This window comes from Buchnera aphidicola (Nipponaphis monzeni), from assembly GCF_006741185.1.
Classification (GTDB): Bacteria; Pseudomonadota; Gammaproteobacteria; order Enterobacterales; family Enterobacteriaceae; genus Buchnera_H; species Buchnera_H aphidicola_T.
On the sequence record NZ_AP019379.1, the window covers coordinates 464,554 to 483,784 of the forward strand.

The 19,231-nt window shown below is 21.0% G+C and carries 13 protein-coding genes and 1 tRNA gene; 6 read left to right on the top strand and 8 right to left on the bottom strand.

Annotated elements, in window-relative coordinates; translation table 11 throughout:
• Positions 1-35: 35 nt before the first annotated feature.
• Both recB and recD read left to right on the top strand, forming a co-directional pair.
• Positions 36-3,545 carry an exodeoxyribonuclease V subunit beta gene (recB, locus tag BUCNMO_RS01825; protein WP_158345071.1) on the top strand — a complete coding sequence of 1,170 codons (3,510 nt, stop codon included), beginning with the start codon at positions 36-38 and terminating at the stop codon, positions 3,543-3,545.
• 14 nt (positions 3,546-3,559) lie between these two features.
• A complete protein-coding gene (recD, locus tag BUCNMO_RS01830; protein WP_158345073.1) occupies positions 3,560-5,377 on the top strand; it encodes an exodeoxyribonuclease V subunit alpha in 1,818 nt (605 codons plus the stop codon).
• A gap of 99 nt (positions 5,378-5,476) precedes the next feature.
• On the opposite strand, the gene argA is transcribed toward recD, so the two are convergent.
• Both argA and BUCNMO_RS01840 read right to left on the bottom strand, forming a co-directional pair.
• On the bottom strand, positions 5,477-6,805 hold the full coding sequence (gene argA, locus BUCNMO_RS01835; RefSeq protein ID WP_158345074.1) for an amino-acid N-acetyltransferase: 1,329 nt from the start codon (positions 6,803-6,805) through the stop codon (positions 5,477-5,479).
• Positions 6,806-6,942: 137 nt separating this feature from the next.
• Positions 6,943-7,019: transfer RNA gene (locus tag BUCNMO_RS01840), tRNA-Met, on the bottom strand.
• Between the two features lie 1,429 nt (positions 7,020-8,448).
• On the opposite strand from BUCNMO_RS01840, the gene ribE reads away from it, so the two are divergent.
• The 3 genes from ribE (at position 8,449) to nusB (ending at position 11,152) form a co-directional block, all read left to right on the top strand.
• A complete protein-coding gene (ribE, locus tag BUCNMO_RS01845) occupies positions 8,449-8,916 on the top strand; it encodes a 6,7-dimethyl-8-ribityllumazine synthase (protein WP_158345076.1) in 468 nt (155 codons plus the stop codon).
• A 612-nt stretch (positions 8,917-9,528) separates the two neighbouring features.
• Positions 9,529-10,626, top strand: a complete 1,098-nt coding sequence (ribD, locus tag BUCNMO_RS01850) for a bifunctional diaminohydroxyphosphoribosylaminopyrimidine deaminase/5-amino-6-(5-phosphoribosylamino)uracil reductase RibD (protein ID WP_232037626.1) — start codon at positions 9,529-9,531, stop codon at positions 10,624-10,626.
• Between the two features lie 109 nt (positions 10,627-10,735).
• Positions 10,736-11,152, top strand: coding sequence for a transcription antitermination factor NusB (gene nusB, locus BUCNMO_RS01855; protein ID WP_158345080.1), 417 nt, complete (start codon positions 10,736-10,738; stop codon positions 11,150-11,152).
• 514 nt (positions 11,153-11,666) lie between these two features.
• Here the strand turns inward: nusB and BUCNMO_RS01860 are convergent.
• Entirely contained in the window at positions 11,667-12,857 is a 1,191-nt protein-coding gene (locus tag BUCNMO_RS01860) for an MFS transporter (protein WP_158345082.1), read from the bottom strand.
• Positions 12,858-13,033: 176 nt separating this feature from the next.
• Here BUCNMO_RS01860 and BUCNMO_RS01865 point away from each other — a divergent pair, with 176 nt between their 5' ends.
• A complete protein-coding gene (locus tag BUCNMO_RS01865) occupies positions 13,034-13,357 on the top strand; it encodes a TusE/DsrC/DsvC family sulfur relay protein (protein WP_158345084.1) in 324 nt (107 codons plus the stop codon).
• Between the two features lie 66 nt (positions 13,358-13,423).
• Here the strand turns inward: BUCNMO_RS01865 and BUCNMO_RS01870 are convergent, their stop codons facing one another.
• From BUCNMO_RS01870 to cyoA, 5 genes are read right to left on the bottom strand one after another with little or no spacing between them, the layout of a single operon-like run.
• Positions 13,424-14,281, bottom strand: a complete 858-nt coding sequence (locus tag BUCNMO_RS01870; protein ID WP_158345086.1) for a protoheme IX farnesyltransferase — start codon at positions 14,279-14,281, stop codon at positions 13,424-13,426.
• A gap of 23 nt (positions 14,282-14,304) precedes the next feature.
• Positions 14,305-14,634 (bottom strand): cytochrome C oxidase subunit IV family protein, encoded by a 330-nt coding sequence (locus BUCNMO_RS01875; RefSeq protein ID WP_158345088.1) that lies wholly within the window; start codon positions 14,632-14,634, stop codon positions 14,305-14,307.
• Complete coding sequence (locus BUCNMO_RS01880) at positions 14,631-15,236, bottom strand: cytochrome c oxidase subunit 3 (RefSeq protein ID WP_158345090.1); 606 nt, start codon at positions 15,234-15,236, stop codon at positions 14,631-14,633. Before BUCNMO_RS01880 ends, BUCNMO_RS01875 begins: the two co-directional genes overlap by 4 nt.
• A 15-nt stretch (positions 15,237-15,251) precedes the next feature.
• Positions 15,252-17,222 (bottom strand): cytochrome o ubiquinol oxidase subunit I, encoded by a 1,971-nt coding sequence (gene cyoB, locus BUCNMO_RS01885; RefSeq protein WP_158345092.1) that lies wholly within the window; start codon positions 17,220-17,222, stop codon positions 15,252-15,254.
• 60 nt (positions 17,223-17,282) lie between these two features.
• Positions 17,283-18,134, bottom strand: coding sequence for a ubiquinol oxidase subunit II (cyoA, locus tag BUCNMO_RS01890; protein ID WP_232037627.1), 852 nt, complete (start codon positions 18,132-18,134; stop codon positions 17,283-17,285).
• Positions 18,135-19,231 lie beyond the last annotated feature (1,097 nt).

Below are 19,231 nucleotides of genomic sequence, written 5' to 3' on the forward strand. Positions count from 1 at the left end.
ACGTATATCATTAAATATATTGAATATTTTAAAAAATGAACAAACTTAAAAAACCTACATTAATAGATATATTAAACTCTCCAATTACTGGAGAGATATTAATTCAAGCATCAGCAGGGACTGGCAAAACTTTTTGTATAATAATTTTTTACTTAAGATTGTTATTAAATATTAAATGTAATTATCAAAGCAATAAATATTTGTCAGTACAAGAAATATTAGTATTAACTTTTACTAACAAATCTAAAGATGAACTAATTATACGAATCAAAGAAAACATACATACGCTAAAAAATATATGTGAAGGTAAACCACAAGTAAACAAAGTCCTAAATAAATTATTTCAAAATATTAGCAATATACCACAAGCAATCACTGTTCTACAAATAGCAGAATCTAATTTAAAAAACGCTGCTATTTTTACTATACATAAATTTTGTCAAAACATCATATACCAAAATATATTTCATATTAATTTATTTCATAAACCTAAAATTATAGATAATGAAGATTTACTATATTTGACAACAACAGTTAATTTCTGGAGAAAATATTGCTATACTCTACCCGAAGAAATTATACGATTAATTAATACTTATTGGAAAGAACCAAAAGATTTACTAAAAGAAATTAAACCAATATTAATTCATAAAACTAAAATTTACCAATCGTATCGTTTTAAGCAAATAACACTTATTCAATATTATGAAAATATAATAAATAAAATTAAATCTTTTAAAAAAAAATGGAATTTTATAATTACTAAAAATAATACGTTTAAACAATACCTATTCAATAATATTACACATTCTAAAAAAAAAGTATATAACTGGATAAATATAATTACATCATGGAGTCATGAACAAACGAAAAGTTTTTTTATTCCTAAAGAATTACTATTGTTAAAAAAAATTTTTATTAATAAAAATATCTTCAAAGCTCAACATTCATTTTTGAAAACTATTACTATTTTTTTAAATAATAACTTTTCTATTAAAGAATTTTTTCTTTATAAATCAATTACGACAATTCGAAATTTTATAAAACATGAAAAAAAAATATCTGAAAAAATAGAAATTAACGATTTAATATCTATAGTTTATCAATCATTAAATAAAAATAACAACTTTCTTTCTAATTTTATAAGAAAAAAATTTCCAGTAGTATTAATTGATGAATTTCAAGATACTAGTACTCAACAATATAAAATATTTGAAACAGTGTATTTTAACAAAAAAAAAGTAGCTTTAATATTAATAGCAGATCCAAAACAATCTATTTATAGTTTTAGAGGATCAAACATATTTTCATATTTTAAGATATATCAACGTTTTAAAACAATTTACTATTTAAATGTCAATTGGAGATCATCTTACAAAGTAATAGAAAGCATTAATACTTTATTTAGTCAATTTAAAAACCCTTTTATTTTTAAAAATATAAATTTTAATATAAGTTATGCAAATACATGTAATAAAATAAGTTTTGAAATTGATAACATCTCACAACCTGGACTATCTATTTTTTTTAAAAAAGCTCCTATAATGTGCATGAGTGAATATTTAAACTGGAGTAGTAATCAATGTGCTTATAACATATACAATTGGTTATCTTTAGGCAAGAAAAAAAGAGCTGTTATTTATATAAAAAATAAAAAAAAATTTGTAGAAGCTAAAGATATTACTATTTTAGTACGTAATAAACAAGAATCTAACTATATTACTACTGCATTAAATAAATATAATATTTCTTCATTTTATCATTCTTATAAAGAAGACATTTATCATCAAAAAGAAACAATTGAAATATTCACAATACTACAAGCAATATTAAATTTTAATAACATAAACCAGATAAAACAAGCACTTTTAACTACTATAATATCTAAAACTATTTATGATATTGATGCTATTAATAACAATATAAATATATTATCGTCATTTGTTAGTATGTTTAAAAATTATTTTCATATGTGGGAAAAAAAAGGAATCTTTTATCTCATAAAACAAATTATAATAGATTTTGCAATAAAAAATTTTTCAGCAAATCTATACAATCGTCAAAAGTTGTTAGAAAATGTTTTTAAAATTGCTGATAATTTAGAATACCAATCACAATTTACAAATAATCAACATACTTTATTATTGTGGTTTGCTGATCAAATAAATCAATCTAAGAATGGTATTAAAAATTCATACGCATTAAATTATAATAACTTTAATAATATTAATATTACTACTATACATAAATCTAAAGGGTTAGAATACCCTTTAGTTTGGATTCCTTTCTTAATCAATTTTTCTAAAATTAAAAAATGCATTTTTTATAACAAAATAAATTTAACATCTATATTAGATTTATATAATGAAAAAAAAAATTTAAGAAAATCGCAAAAAGAACATTTGTCAGAAGAAATACGATTAATATATGTTGCTCTAACAAGAAGTATTTTACATAATAGTATAGCAATTGCTCCAGTAATTAAAGGTACTAGATCATGTAAAAATTCTTTTACAGATATTCATAATAGTGGGTTCGGATACTTAATACAAAAAGGGAAAAAACTTTCTCAATCAGGATTAAATAAACAACTTCATACTTTTGATACTAATAAAAATATTAAAATATTATCAGAAAAAATAGTACAATTTAAAAAAAATATTATCATTGATGAATCAAGTACAAAAATTAAGTTACATACAATAAATAAAAATATAAAAGATAATTGGTCTATTATTAGCTTCTCTAAAATAGCGTCTAATACCAAAAATATGTCTTTATATAAAGAACATTACTTTAAAGAGAAAAAAATATTAAAATATAGAAATAACAAAAAATTATTAAATACTCATACTTTTCCTAGAGGTAAAACATATGGAAAATTTTTACACAAAATTTTAAAAAACTGCGATTTTAACAAAACTGCAAATTGCTCATTAATTACTCAAGAATTGAACAAAATAAACTTAAGTCAAGAATGGGTATATATAATTCAATCATGGATAGAAAGCATATTTAATATTTCTTTAAATACTAAGCATCTAATTTTAAAAAATTTAGAAAAACAAAATTATGTAAAAGAATTTGAATTTTGTCTACCATTACAAAAGAAAATTAATTTTGAAAAAATTAATAAACTATTAAAATTATATAGTCCTATTTCTAAGTTGTCTTCAAATATTAAATATGATAAAGTTGTAGGAGTTCTAAAAGGATTTATAGATGTTATTTTTTATTGGAATAAAAAATATTATATAATTGATTACAAATCAAATTGGATAGGGAAAAACAATAATTGTTATACATTTCAAAAAATATATAAAATTATTGCAAATAATAATTATGACTTACAATATATTATTTACAGTCTATCTTTACATCGACATTTAAAAAATAAAATGAATGGATATTCATTTAAAAAAAATTTTGGAGGTGTTTTCTATTTATTTATAAGAGCTTTTAATCAAAAACATAAAAATAACGGTATATTTTTTACATTACCTTCATACACTTTAATTCAAACATTAGATACGTTACTTAAATAATTCATAATTATTTTATGAAAACAAATAAATTATTAAAATATATAAAAAAAAATAATATAATAAATACAACTAATGCTCAGTTTGCTTTATCTATTAATAAAAAAGAAGAACCTATAACTACATTAGCAATAATATGTGTACATCAAGCAATTATAGATGGTCATGTTTGTCTACCTATAAATGAAAATAAAAAACTATTTTATTCAAAATACAATAATACATTTATTATACATTTTTTAAAATATATTAAAACAAAAAAAATTGAAAATTTGTTAAATAAAAATATTATTGGGAACGGTTCATATCCAACTCCATTAGTTTTATTTAAAAATTCTTTATATCTTTATAAAACTTGGAAATCTGAACAATCTATATCAAATTACTTCAAAAATCCAACCCAAGAAAAAAAATACACGCCTTACAAAATAAAAAAAGTTCTAACTAAAATTTTTAATCAAAAATTTTGTAATTTACAAAAAATAGCTGTAGCTATATCTATTTTATATAAAAATACATTTATTATTGGAGGCCCAGGAACTGGAAAAACTACTGTTGTTTCAAAAATAATTTTATCTTTTATTCGTTTATCAGAAAAATTTATTAAAATTAAATTAGCTGCGCCTACTGGTAAAGCAGCAATAAGATTAACAGAGTCTTTAAAACATAATTTAAAACGGTTAGATATAACTACTCAAGAAAAACTTATATTCCCTTCTAAAACTATTACTTTACATAAATTACTCAAAATTAATTCGAAATTTCAAGAAAAAATTTTACAAGATAATGAATTATTAGATTTAGATATACTTATAATTGATGAGTCTTCGATGATTGACATTTATATTATGGAGCAACTAATTAAAAAATTACCTAAACATTCGAAATTAATTCTAATAGGAGATTTTAATCAATTACCCTCTATTCAACCTGGTAATATTTTAAAAGATATTTGTCAACATGCAAATAATAAGTATAGTATAAAAACAGCAAAAATACTAAAATATTTTATAAACTACGAAGTTCCAATATCAAATTGTTCTACTGATTCTAATTTAAAAGATAACATTTGCATATTAAAAAAAAATTATAGATTTATACAAGCTCCTCATATTAAGATACTATCTCAATTGATTTTAAAAAATAATGATAAAAATCATAAAAAATTGTTTAATAATAGTTACAAAAACGTGATATATAATGAAATATATAACATATGTTCGTACGAAAATATGATTAACACTCTTACTAATAATTATGAAAATTATTGGCAAGCAATTTATAATAAAAAAGAATTAAAACAAATAATATATATATTTAACAAATATAGAATACTATGTGCTGTAAATAAAGGATTATTCGGAACAAATAGAATAAATAAAAATATTGAATTAAATATGCAACATAAAAAATATATACACAATAATATTAATTTAAATAATTCATTATATGTTGGTAAACCTATTTTAATTACAAAAAGTAACAAAGCATTAAAATTATTAAACGGAGATATAGGAATTTTAATGTTAGATGATGTTAATCAACACTTAAAAGCATTTTTTCTATTACCAAATAATTCTATTAATATTATTCCTGTACAGTTGTTAACACATTATCAAACAGCTTGGTGTATGACAATACATAAATCACAAGGATCAGAATTTAATACAATAGCTATTATATTACCTAATAAATATTCTAAATTGTGTACCAAAGAATTAATTTATACAGCTATTACTCGCGCAAAAAAAAAATTTTTATATATAGTAGTAAAAAGGTATTCATTAAAGCGACAAATACATCTACATTTCGTTTTAGCAATTTACCACAATTAATTTATACATATTAACCATATATAAAAATATACTTAAAACATTATTAATGTATTTTTTTAAAAAAAACTAATACTATTAATAATGAACAGTATATTGTTATTAATTTACGTCAATGATCAACATTTTAGACCCTCTTTGATAATTATACATTTTTTTCTTACTATCTGGCAAAAAATTAATTTTTATTGGAATAAAACCTTTTTCTCTAAACCAATGAATACTTTGAGTAGTAAGTACAAATATTTTCTTTAAATGCAGTTCTTTAGCCTTTATTTTAATTTTGTTCACAAGTAACTCTCCTCTAGAAGAATTACGGTAATCAGGATGAACAGCAACGCAAGCCATTTCTCCCATTTTTTCCTTAGGAAAAATATACAAAGCCGCACAACCAATAGTTAAATTATCTTTTTCTATGATAATAAATTTATCAATTTCCATTTCTAATTGTTCTCTAGATCTACGAACTAAAATACCTTTGTTTTCTAAAGGTCTAATTAACTCTAAAATTCCTCCTATGTCATTTATAGTAGCCATGCGGATGTTTTCAGAAGATTTCATTACCATTTGAGTTCCAATGCCATCTCTAGAAAACAACTCTTGCAACAAAGCTCCATCTTCATAATAACTAATAATATGACTTCTGGGTATTCCACTATTACAAGCCTTTATGGCCCCTATTAAAAATCGTACAAGACTTGTAGGCACAAATTGATTAATCATTAATTGTTTAATAATTTGTTTTGCTGTATTAGGAAATAATTCTGAAATCGTCTTTCCATTAGTATTAACAAGCCCTTTCTCTTTACAAAAACCAACTATTTTTTCTACTTTTAAAGCAATAGCCACTTCTGTTGCTATTTCTTCAGATATTAAATTAAAACTTTCTCCTGTAACAGACGCAGCAATTGGTCCAATAAGTACTATATTATTATTATTTAATTGAGATTCTATAGACTTTTTATTAATTTTTCGTATTTTCCCGCTATTAAGATAATCTACTCCATCATTTACACCTAGCGGTTGGGCAATAACAAAGTTTCCACTGACAACATTAATATGAGATCCTTGTAATGGAGTATTACTTAAACTCATAGATAATTTAGCTGTAATATCTAACTGTAATTTTCCAGAAATTTTTTTTATTTGTTGCAGTGATGCATAATCTGTAATTCTAATATATTTATGATAATGAATTTTCATTTTATGCTTTAACAAAATTGAATCTATCTTAGGGTAAATTCCATATACTACAATTAATTTAATGCCTAAACTATGTAATAAACCTATATCGTTGATTATTCCAGAAAAATTAACATTTTCAATAGTTTCTCCGTTTAACATAATCACAAATGTTTTACCTCTATGTGTGTTAATATATGGAGAACTATGACGAAAACTCTGAATTAATTTAATACCTAACTTATCCATATTTTCCACAAAAATTTAAAAAAAAATATGACTCAAATTTTATTTAAAAAAATTAATAATTTAAATTTTTTTAAATAAACTAAAAAATCAATATTTGGAAAAATAGCACATTTTTATGTACTAAATTTTTTTTAAAATGGTTGCGGGAGTTGGATTTGAACCAACGACCTTCGGGTTATGAGCCCGACGAGCTACCAAACTGCTCCACCCCGCGATTTTTTTTACTTTTTTCATTATATCATTTTAAATATGTAATAATCAATACTTTTTTTTAAAATTTTTTATATTAATTATTTAACAAATAATTAATATAATACTATCGTAGTGCAAATCTTATTTTATCATATAAATGATTATAATCAATTTAATAAAAAGTAAACAATAAAAAATATGAATTAAGACATATATAATTAATAGTACATTAATATTAATGTACATCTTTTCTAAATAATTATGCAAATCTTGCTAAAAAATTGCTTATATAATTAACCTTTAAATATTTTAAAAGGTCCTCATAGTGTTTATGTTAACGACATAGTCAATCATGCATATGGTGTAATATTAGAAATAAATCAACATTAAAAATATTCATAAAAAAAATTATAACTCTAATAAAAAATGTTTAAACACACTATAGTGAATTCAGAAAAAAATTTTTATTTCAAAATTAAAAAATTTTGATATATCTTATACACAAATGATAGGTATTTACTATCCAAATAACATAAAACTTACAATATATTAACCTCTATTATAAAAACTAAACATACAGCTTAAAGAAATCTTAAATATCTTATATAGCCAACTTTTAATTAGAAACACATAAAATTTATTTTTTAGTAAGAAAAAATATGTCCTAGTGTACTAAAAAATAGTATTACTTATAATAATTCATTATTAAACAATTTCATTATGAAAGTATAGGGAAATGAATATATCAATATTAATAAAAAAACCTATATTTTTTAATTATTCAAAAAAATAAATGGACTTATATTAGAAATTAGTAATTTTTTATTGAAAAACTATTAAATGAGTAAAGATTGTTTCAATAAAAATTGAAAATTAGTGGAGAAATAACATATAAATAAATTCAACTATTATTAAAAAAAATAAATTTTTTATGTTTTTCAAAATTATTTTACATGATTCTCTATATAAGGATCTACTTCAATTTCTTTAATACCTCAAATTACTATTGTAAAAACTCTACTATAATAAAAATTAGAAATATTATATTTTCTAAAATAACTTTAATTAATATTAATAGTAAGTTAAATCACAAATGTGAAATAAAATCACTAACAATTTTAAATACAGAAGATACTATTAAAAAATAACATGTTAATGTGCACTACAAAGATTTGATAAAAACGTTAAAATTTTAGTTGGATTATATAATCATTGCGGAAAAATTTAAGTACCAAATAACAAATAAATATTAAATGTATACTTAAAGAGTATATATATTTATGTTACAATTAAAAAATTATATTGCTAATTAAATTTTTCATCACAAAAGACATAATTATATATGTAATATAATAATATTTTTTATTATTCATATAAAAATGTTTTTACTAAGAAACTTTATAATTTTAACAATTACAATTGTATTTAAAATGTTTAAAATAAGAAAGTATATGAACATAATTCAAACTGGGCTATTAGCAAAAGATGCAAAAATTACAATAATAATTTCTAGATTCAATTATTTTATTAATGAGCAATTACTTGAAGGAACATTAGATATTTTGAAACGAATTGGGCATGTAGAAAACAATAATATTACTATTATAAAAATTCCAGGAACTTTAGAACTACCACTAATTACTCAAAAAATTGCATCTTTAAAAAAAAATGATGCTATAATTACTATTGGAAGCGTTATCCAAGGAGAGACAATACACTTTAAAAGTATAATTAATACCGTCTATAATTTATTACCTAAAATTAGTTTAGAAAATAATATTCCTATCATAATAGGTGTTTTAGCAACTAATAATATTAAACAAGCCATTGAAAGATCTGGAGGTAAAAAAGGAAACAAAGGATGTGAGATTGCTTACGTAACTTTAGAAATGTTAAATTTAATTAAAATTATTAAATAACAATTATTAACTTTAATTAAGCATATGCCTTAGAAACAAAATTATAAACATTACAATTTTTTTTAAATTTTAGTAATTAACTATATTGGATCTTATGTTTATCTTAAATTTTAATTAAATTAAAATTATATATTTTTAGAAATAAGATATCTGAAACGTATATTTACTAACGTAAGTAATACTTTAAAAGTAACTTAATGAATTTTTAAAATAAGTTTAATTTAATTACTAAAGAATACAACTAATGATAAAAAATAATCTATTTTCATTTAAAAAATTTAGATAATATGTGTAAAAAATAAATTAAAAATATTCTACATAAATAAAATGTTTTGCTTTTAAAAAAATTTTCAACATTCAATATTTTAAACGGCAAATAAGTCTATATAAAAAAATCAATGTACAAAAAATACAAATAATATTGAAAAATAAATTTTCATTCATAAATAACATAAATACAACTATATACTTGAAATATAAAAAATTAATTAATTATATTTTGAGAGCAAAAAAAATTTTTTAAAAAAATATTGTGTAATATATTGTCTAGACAAATTACTTTATATATAAAATAAAAAATTGAGTACACAAACAATGTTAGATACTTTTTATATGAAAAAAGCTATTGAATTAGCGAAAAAAGGAGAATTTACCACTGCTCCTAATCCTAACGTAGGTTGTATCATAGTAAATAATAATGAAATAGTAGGACAAGGGTGGCATTGTCAAACAGGAAAAGAACATGCTGAAATTATAGCATTAAATATGGCTGGTTCTAAAGCTATAGGATCAACTATGTACGTAACATTAGAACCTTGTTCTAATTTTGGACATACTCCTCCATGTTTTAATATAATCAAAAAATCCGGTATAACTAAAATAGTTATAGCTACACAAGATCCTAATCCTTTAAATTCCGGAAAATCAATCAGTTTTTTAGCTAATAGCAATATCCAAGTTAAAATTAACATTTTAGCTAATGAGTCAAAAAAAATAAATAAAGGGTTTTTTAAGCGAATGGAGACTGGATTACCATTTGTCCAATTAAAATTAGGAGCTTCTATAGATGGAAGAACTGCGACTGTACATGGTCATAGTAAGTGGATTACTTCTATTCAATCACGTAAAGATGTACAATATTATAGAGCAAAAAGTTCAGCAATTTTAAGTAGCAGTAATACTATACTTAATGATAATCCATATTTAACCGTACGCCTTGAAGAAATAGATAAAACGGTAATGTTACAAAAAGAAATAAAAAATACTTTTAAACAACCAATACGGATTATTATTGATAGTCAAAACAAAATAAAAAACAATTATAATTGTATTAATCAACAAGGAAATGTTTTCTTAATAAGAACTAAAAAAGATTGTCACAAATGGCCTGCAAATGTTCAACAAATTATAGTAAAAGCTACGAACAAGAAAATAGATTTAAAAAATTTATTTTTATTATTAGGTACATATCAAATAAATAACATTTGGGTAGAAGCTGGTCCAACATTATCTGGATTACTAATTGAAAAAAAAATAATAGATGAACTTATTATTTATATATCACCTAAAATATTAGGACATACATCTAAACCTTTATTTATTATAGAGAAAACACTAAAATTACCTCCTAATTTCATAAAATTAAGTTTTACAGATGTACGTAAAATAGGACCTGATATTCGTATTACTATTAAACCTATATACTTATAGTAACAAATTACATTTATAAACTAAAAAATTAATATGAAAAAAGTAAAAAAACTATTTTTTTTAAAGAAATAAACACAACCTCTTACTTTTAAACCAAAAGGTCTCAATCATGAAAATAACCCCTAGAAGAAGGGCTAGAGAATGTGCCGTACAATTATTATATTCATGGCAAATGACTAATAACTCTATTCAAGATATTGAAATGCAATTTTTAGAAGATCAAAAAATAGAAGGAGTTGATTTAATTTATTTCAAAGAATTAATAAAAGGTATTCATGAAAATTATCAATATTTAGATAAATTAATGCTACCTCATATTTCTAGAACATTAAAACAATTAGGACAAATAGAAAAAGCAATTTTAAGAATTGCATTTTATGAATTATCTAAAAGATATGACATTCCTCCTAAAGTTTCTATTAATGAAAGTATAGAACTTGCTAAATCTTTTGGCGCTAACAAAAGTCATAAATTTATTAATGGAGTATTAGACAAAGCTGCATTAAAAATACGTTCTTTTAAATAAACATTATTATAAAAAATTAAAATTTATATAATTTTATTATATATTTAATATAATAATAATTTAAATAACAACTTAAACATATTTAATATATAAAAAATTATAATATTAAAAAATAATATGTAATAATATGCAAATATCAAGCAATAATTTTTTAAATTATTACTTTAATAAAAAACAAAATATATAACACAATTTATATGTGCCATTTACTACTATAAATATGATGTGTCATTAATAAATAAATTTTTCGAATTAAGTTTAAATTATATATTTATATTGTAATTATTATATAATATTTTTAAATAAAAATTCAGTGAATTAACCGTATAAATATATAAATAAAACTATACATAGATTTATTTATATATTTAAAAAATATACAAAAAAGTTTTAAAAAAATATCTCTTTTATTAAATAAATATGTTATGTAAATAATTTTTTATTATTATATTATAATATAATTTGTCAATTTTTAGCAACAATAAAAATTGTTAAATAATTATAAAAAAGATAATCATTTATTTATAATTTTATGCCTAAAATTTGTAATTATATTAAAAATAATACAGAATATTATTATAATAATATTCATATAAATAGTACTATCAAGACTATACTTATTAAGTAACCAACCATTTATTAAACTACTTACAAACGTTCCTAAAAATTGACTAGTGTTATAAATACTCATAAAACTTCCTTTATAACATTTAGGACTTTTCTCATTAATAGCAGTGGGAAGTAATGCTGACATTACAACGTAAATAAAAATAAATATTTGTATGTTTATTAAAAATATTTTTGGATTATTTATTACTAACAATCCTATACAGGATAACAATAAAAAACTAATACATAGCAAGTAAAATTTACGTATATTACTATAATTTCGTATGTGATATATTATAGGTACTCCTGTAATACAAGCAATAAAAATTATAGTTGAATAAAACATCCAATAATTTTCCTTAGTAATTTTCATTAATATTAAATATTCTGGATATATAAAAAAATTAGATGTTAATAAATAACTTATTGAAAAAGTATTTAATAACAATTCTAATAAAAAAACATTTTTTAATAAACGAAAAAGATTGATTATAGATATTGACGTATTATTTGTAACATCTTTCACATACATTGGTTTAATAAATTTTATTACTATAGCAATAGATATTATTGTTAATATAGCCATTATCCAAAACAAATTATTTAACCCTACAAAGTTAACAATTATTGGAGCAAGTATTATAGAAATAACAAATGTGCAACTAAAGGTAATACCTACACATACTATTGCTGCAAGACGATTATCTTTTTTAACTGTTTCAAGTAATAAAGTTATTAAAGCAGATGATATAGCACCTGAACCTTGTAACATTCTACCAATAAAAATACCCCATATAGACATTGTACTTGCAGCAATTATGCTACCTATAAAAAATAAAATTAACCCAAAAATTATTACTTTTTCCCTACTAAATTTATCAGATAAATAACTAAAAGGTATTTGAAATATTACTTGAGAAAAACTATAAATTCCAATACAAGCTCCAATTAATAACTTATTTGAATTTTGTATAAAGATTCCATACATACTTAAAATAGGTGGTACCATAAACAAACCTACTGTTCTTAAAGCAAAAATAATACATACAATCATTATTAATCTTAAATCAAGATATTTTTTTTTAAATTTTTTCATAGAAAATTAAAAAACCTATTTTAATAAAAAATGTAGTAAAAGATACTAATTTAAATTATATAAATTTTTATTTATTTTTTAACGTTAACTAAAAAACAATATTTTATTATTAAAATAATAATTTTAATAATGGTATAATTAAAAAAAATCATTTATTATATTTGTAAATAATTATAATGTCATCACTATTTAAATATCCTAAAACAGATTCTAAAAAATATTTAGCATCCTTAAATAAGTGGGATTTATCTATAGCCAAAAAAAATGCAAAAAAAGAATTAATAATAATGACTGAAAATCATTGGGAAATCGTATATTTTATAAGAAACTTTTATTCTAAATTTAATCAAACACCCTCTATGCGAATAATAGCTGCAGCAATTTCAAAAAAGTATCATAAAAAATATACTAGTATATATTTTTTAAAATTATTTCCTAAAGGACCTATGCAGCAAGCTAGTAAAATTGCTGGTATACCATTATCTAATTCATGTTTTTAGTGTATATATTTATTATGATTAGAATAAAAAAATAAATAATGTTAATAAAATATAAAACTTACTATTTTAATAGTAAGTTTTATATTTTATTGAAATCATTAAATCAAAGATAATAACAACAATTAAAGATAATATAAATATATTATAAGCCCACTGAGTATGGTTAATCACTTTATATCCATAAATTGAATACAATAGCCAAACTAATTCTATAACATAAAATATCATTAAATCATTTATACTTAAATAATTATGTACAAAAAAAATTGAAGTAACACATACGAAAAATATAATACCAGCTACTATTATACTTTTTATTACAAACAAATTATTTATTAACCGGCATACCGGAAGTTTTATTTTTTGATAATCTTTAGATCTATATAAAAATATAGCATATGAATGAGGAATTTGCCAAATAGCAAAAATTAAAAACAAGAGAAAAGAACAAAAATTTAACTTATTAGATATAGCTGCTTTACTAATTAAAGGAATAATTGCACCTGAAATACTACCTACAAACACAGCGTAAGGAGAACTTCTTTTAACATATATACTATATATTACAGTATATATAAACGTTGCCATAAAACATAACAAACATGTATATAAATTAATAAAATTGTACAAACATAAAAATCCTATAATTCCTAACACAAATGCATAATAATAAGCTTGTTTCACAGTCATTTTATTTGTAGGTAAAGTTCTATGACATGTTCTTTGCATTTTTTTATCTATCTTTATATCAATAATATTATTTAATATACAATTGGCAGCAATTATTAGAGAAACACTTATTAATGTGTACGATAATTTATAAAAATTTACATGTCCATGGGAATATAATAAAAAAGTACTAACTAAAGATAATAAATTACCTATAATAATTCCTGGTTTAATAATTGTAAAATAATTTTTCATAAATAATTTATAGTTTTTATATTTTACATAATGACTAAATGATGGTTTAAATCATTCATTATCCACATTGATCCTAAAATAATTATTAAAACCACTATCGCAGAAAATACAAAAATACTAACACTCCAATTATAATCACTAAAATTCGAAATATGTAAAAAATATTTAATATGAACTATTATTTGAATAATAGATACTAACGTTATAAATAGCAATCGAATATCTTTTAAAAAAATTTGTTCTATAATTATATATAAAGATAAGTAAGTCAATATTATAGAAATTAATAACCCTAATAGATTATTGTTTAAATAAATATTTTTATAAAAAAAATTTTTAATACGAGTGTTCATAAAAAAATTCCAACTAAATAAACAAAATTAAATATACAGATCCAAATTATATCAATAAAATGCCAAAATAAACCCAAACAAATATAATTTGTTCGCATCCCCTTTGTTAATGGATAACAAGATTTACAAATAGTAATTATAATCCATATTAAACCTATAATAACATGAATACAATGTGTACTTAATAAAGTATAATAAGCTGAAAAAAAACTATTTGTACTAGGTGTAAAATTATTTATATACAAATTATGAAACTCATTCAGTTCTATACAAACAAAAATTACTCCTAAAAAAAAAGTACATAACAGCAATTTTAAATTATAATTACAATAATTTTTGTTAGTATAAGATATCATCCCATAACACATAGAACTTAATAATAATACAATAGTTTCTATTGTTATTATGTTTAAATTAAAAATGTCTCTAGAAATAAATTTTCCAAAAATACTATTTTTCATAACAAAAAATGTAGCAAACAAAATACCGAAAATAATACAATCACTCATTAAATATATCCAAAAACCTAATATTTTTTTTGAATCTATTAGCTGATTATTTTTAATACATACTTTTTTTTTAAATGTTTTATCAAATAACATTTTGCACCTACGAATTTAATATTTTAAACGTTTATTTTCAATATTTTGAATTTTTTCTTTAGAAACAAAATAACTAGTATCTTTGTTAAACATTTGTTTGATCCAAAAAAATACTATTAAAATAGATGAAATAATAGATAACCACCAAATATGCCAAACATTAGAAAATCCTAATAAAGTACTTAATAAACTAATAAAAAAACCTATCGCAGTATTTTTAGGCATGTAAAAACCTTTGTAATTTCCATTATTATACGAATAATGTTTCATTGATTTTTTGCGATACCAAAAATCATCTATTTTTTTTACTTGAGGCAATATTGCAAAATTATAAAATTGTGGAGGGGATTGAGTAGACCATTCTAAAGTACGTCCATCCCAAGAATCTCCAGTTACGTCTAGATATTTTTTTTTATTTTTAAAAGAAACGTAAATTTGTATAATTTGACAAACCATACCTAATGCAATTAAAAGAGCTCCTAAAAATGAAATAAATAGCATAGAATGAAATTCTGTATCTATTTTTTGACTAATACGTCTAGTCATACCCATTAAACCTAAAAAATATAATGGCATAAAAGAAATAAAAAAACCAAATAACCAACACCAAAAAGTCCTAAATCCCCATTTTTCATTCAAATAAAATCCAAACATTTTAGGAAACCAATAATTAATAGCAGCGAAACATCCAAAAATCACTCCTCCGATAATTACATTATGAAAATGAGCAACTAAAAATAAACTATTGTGTAATATAAAATCAGCAGCTGGTAAAGATAATATTACACCAGTCATACCACCAATAGTAAAAGTAATTAAAAATCCTATCGTCCATAACATACTAGGATGTATTCGAATACGTCCTTGATACATTGTAAATAACCAATTAAAAATTTTAACACCTGTAGGAATGGCAATAATCATAGTAGTTATTCCAAAAAAAGCATTTACATTAGCACTTGCTCCCATTGTAAAAAAATGATGCAGCCATACAATAAATGATAATACTGTAATTACTATAGTTGCCCATACTAAAGAGAAGTACCCAAATAACGACTTTTTAGAAAAAGTTGATACGATTTCAGAAAAAACACCAAATGCAGGTAAAATTAAAATATATACTTCAGGATGGCCCCAAATCCAAATTAAGTTAACATACATCATTACATTCCCTCCGAGTTCATTTGTAAAAAAATGAAATCCTAAATAACGATCTAATGCAAGCAAACTTAAGGTAGCTGTTAATACCGGAAATGAAGCGAGTATTAATATATTAGAACAAAAAACAGTCCATGTAAAAATTGTCATTTTAAACATTTCCATTCCAACTGACCGCATTTTTAAAATGGTTACTAAAAAATTAATTCCAGTTAAAATAGTACCTATACCAGAAATTTGTAAACTCCAAATCCAATAATCTACACCTACTCCTGGACTATACTTTATCTCTGAAAGAGGAGGATATGCTAACCATCCAGTTTCTGCAAATTCCCCTACGCCTAAAGAAATGTTTATTAATAAAGCTCCACTTACAGTTAACCAAAAACTTAGATTATTCAAAAAAGGAAAAGCAACATCTCTAGAACCTATTTGAAGAGGTATAACAAAATTCATTAAAGCAATAATCAAAGGCATAGCAACAAAAAAAATCATTATAACCCCGTGTACTGTAAATATTTGATTATAATGATGAGCTGGTAAAAAATTTACGTTATTAAAATTTGAAGACGCAATGAATTGTTGTGTTCTCATCATAAGCGCATCAATAAAACCACGTATCAACATTATAAAACCTAAAACCATATACATAATTGCTATTTTTTTATGATCTACAGATGTAATCCAATTATTCCAAAAATATTTCCATTTTTTAAAGTAAGTTATTAGACCTATTAAAAATAATCCAATTATAATTATCATCGTATATGTAAACATAATAATAGGTTCATGATATGGTATAGCTGCCATTGTCAATTTTCCAAACATTCAATAATTTCCTTAAAATTGTATAGTTACTTTAAATTAAAAAATAATTCTTAATTTAAATTAATGGAATGTATTGATTATCTTAATAAATAATTGAGATTTAACGTTAGAAAAATATTTAACTGTAGAATATTCTTCAGATATTGATATTTTTTGAAAATCTTGCATAGAATTCAAATGTGTTGGAGAATTACGTACTTTTTTAACCCAATTATTAAAAGATTTACTTGATTTTTTTACAATAACTATAAATTTCATTCTTGAAAATCCCAACCCACTAAAATTAGCAGAAATTCCTTTACAATGTCCTGATATATTAGCAATTAAATGTAAATTAGTTTGCATTCCTGGCATAGCATACATTTGACTACCTAATTGAGGAATAAATAAAGAATTCATTACCGAATTTGAAGTAATTCTAAAATTAATTGGTGTATTGACAGGAAAAGCAATTTCATTTATAGTTGCAATATTTTGTTGTGGATAAACAAACAACCATTTCCAATCTAAAGCAATTACATCAATAGTGATGGGTTTAGTATTAAAATAACTTATTGATTTATTAGGATCTAACTTGTAAGTTGATTTCCAAGATATGCATGCTAAAATACTAATAATTAAAATAGGTATACCCCAAATAAAAATTTCTATAATTTTAGAATGTTTCCAATCAGGAGAATATTGTACATGATTTTTATCAGAAGAATACTTTAAAAAAAATACGATAGTCATCGTAATAACTGGTATTACAATAATCAACATTAAAATAAAAGCAATAAATATTAATGAATTTTCTTCTTCTCGAATATATCCTTTAGAAATTATAGATGAATAAATTTCAGTATTAAGTAAAGTACTAATACTAATTAAAAATAATATTTTTGAAAATCTATTAATAAACATATAATTCATTTTTTAAAATCTCAATAACACGTATAATGCACGTTGTTAATTAACTATTATTATAGTAACAATAAATCTACACTAATTAAATTATATATGTAAAATTATACATTTAAAATTTAAGCTATATAACTTAAGTAAGTGAATATATATCGTGACTACTAAAAATTTTATTAAAAATAATTACTATAATTAGTTATTAATTTATTTATTTTAACAAAAAAATTAAAATAAAATAATTTATTTAAAATCATTTATATAAAAAATATGTGTTTTACAGTAATTTACATTATATTTAGAATAATTATTCTAAATGATAATTTTTATATAAATTTTAAAAATAAAAAAATAATAAATATATATATCAAACATACGTAACATAATATTATTTATATATAAATTAATTATAGTTTAAAGTTTTAAAAATATTTATTAACGCCATAAAGGAAAATAAAATATAAAAAAATTTATAACAAACAACAAATTATGCTCTATTTAAAAAATGAATATTAAACATTAAAATAATATATTTTATTAATTACTTATACAATTAGTTTCAAACAATTATATTTATATATTATTTTTAAATAATTTAATCAATTTTTTAAATTTATACTATTAAATTATTGTTAATATGATTATTTATAGAAATATTTTGTATACAGTATATACACAAATAATATTCATTATTTGTACATTTTATTAAATTAAATAAAAATTGTTATTTTCTTGAATAAATTACTATTGATCATAAATAATTTTAAATAAACATATCACTAGAGAGTTGTTCATATAAATAAAAACCAATAAACAAACTATTTAAAAAATATATAAATTACGTAAGTAATTATACTTATAATAATAAAATTTATTAACGTAAAAAATTTAAGTATATATCTATTTTTTAGTAAATTGAATAGAATCATTAAATAAAAATATCTGAAAAATTTAAAACAAATAAATGTTTCATTTATATAATATAAGAATTTTTTATCTATATTTTTTAGTTAATTTAGTATCTAAAAAATTGACTAACTTTTGCTAACAAATAACCATTTAACTAATAATGAATAATATTAATTAAATAATAAATTTTTATTTTTTAA

Excerpts from the sequence above, each read along its gene's own strand:
- cyoA (WP_232037627.1), bottom strand. The coding sequence starts at position 18,134 with ATGAATTATATGTTTATTAATAGATTTTCAAAAATATTATTTTTAATT.
- ribE (WP_158345076.1), top strand. The coding sequence starts at position 8,449 with ATGAACATAATTCAAACTGGGCTATTAGCAAAAGATGCAAAAATTACA.
- recB (WP_158345071.1), top strand. The coding sequence starts at position 36 with ATGAACAAACTTAAAAAACCTACATTAATAGATATATTAAACTCTCCA.
- cyoB (WP_158345092.1), bottom strand. The coding sequence starts at position 17,222 with ATGTTTGGAAAATTGACAATGGCAGCTATACCATATCATGAACCTATT.
- BUCNMO_RS01880 (WP_158345090.1), bottom strand. The coding sequence starts at position 15,236 with ATGTTATTTGATAAAACATTTAAAAAAAAAGTATGTATTAAAAATAAT.
- BUCNMO_RS01860 (WP_158345082.1), bottom strand. The coding sequence starts at position 12,857 with ATGAAAAAATTTAAAAAAAAATATCTTGATTTAAGATTAATAATGATT.
- recD (WP_158345073.1), top strand. The coding sequence starts at position 3,560 with ATGAAAACAAATAAATTATTAAAATATATAAAAAAAAATAATATAATA.
- BUCNMO_RS01865 (WP_158345084.1), top strand. The coding sequence starts at position 13,034 with ATGTCATCACTATTTAAATATCCTAAAACAGATTCTAAAAAATATTTA.
- argA (WP_158345074.1), bottom strand. The coding sequence starts at position 6,805 with ATGGATAAGTTAGGTATTAAATTAATTCAGAGTTTTCGTCATAGTTCT.
- BUCNMO_RS01870 (WP_158345086.1), bottom strand. The coding sequence starts at position 14,281 with ATGAAAAATTATTTTACAATTATTAAACCAGGAATTATTATAGGTAAT.
- nusB (WP_158345080.1), top strand. The coding sequence starts at position 10,736 with ATGAAAATAACCCCTAGAAGAAGGGCTAGAGAATGTGCCGTACAATTA.
- BUCNMO_RS01875 (WP_158345088.1), bottom strand. The coding sequence starts at position 14,634 with ATGAACACTCGTATTAAAAATTTTTTTTATAAAAATATTTATTTAAAC.
- ribD (WP_232037626.1), top strand. The coding sequence starts at position 9,529 with ATGAAAAAAGCTATTGAATTAGCGAAAAAAGGAGAATTTACCACTGCT.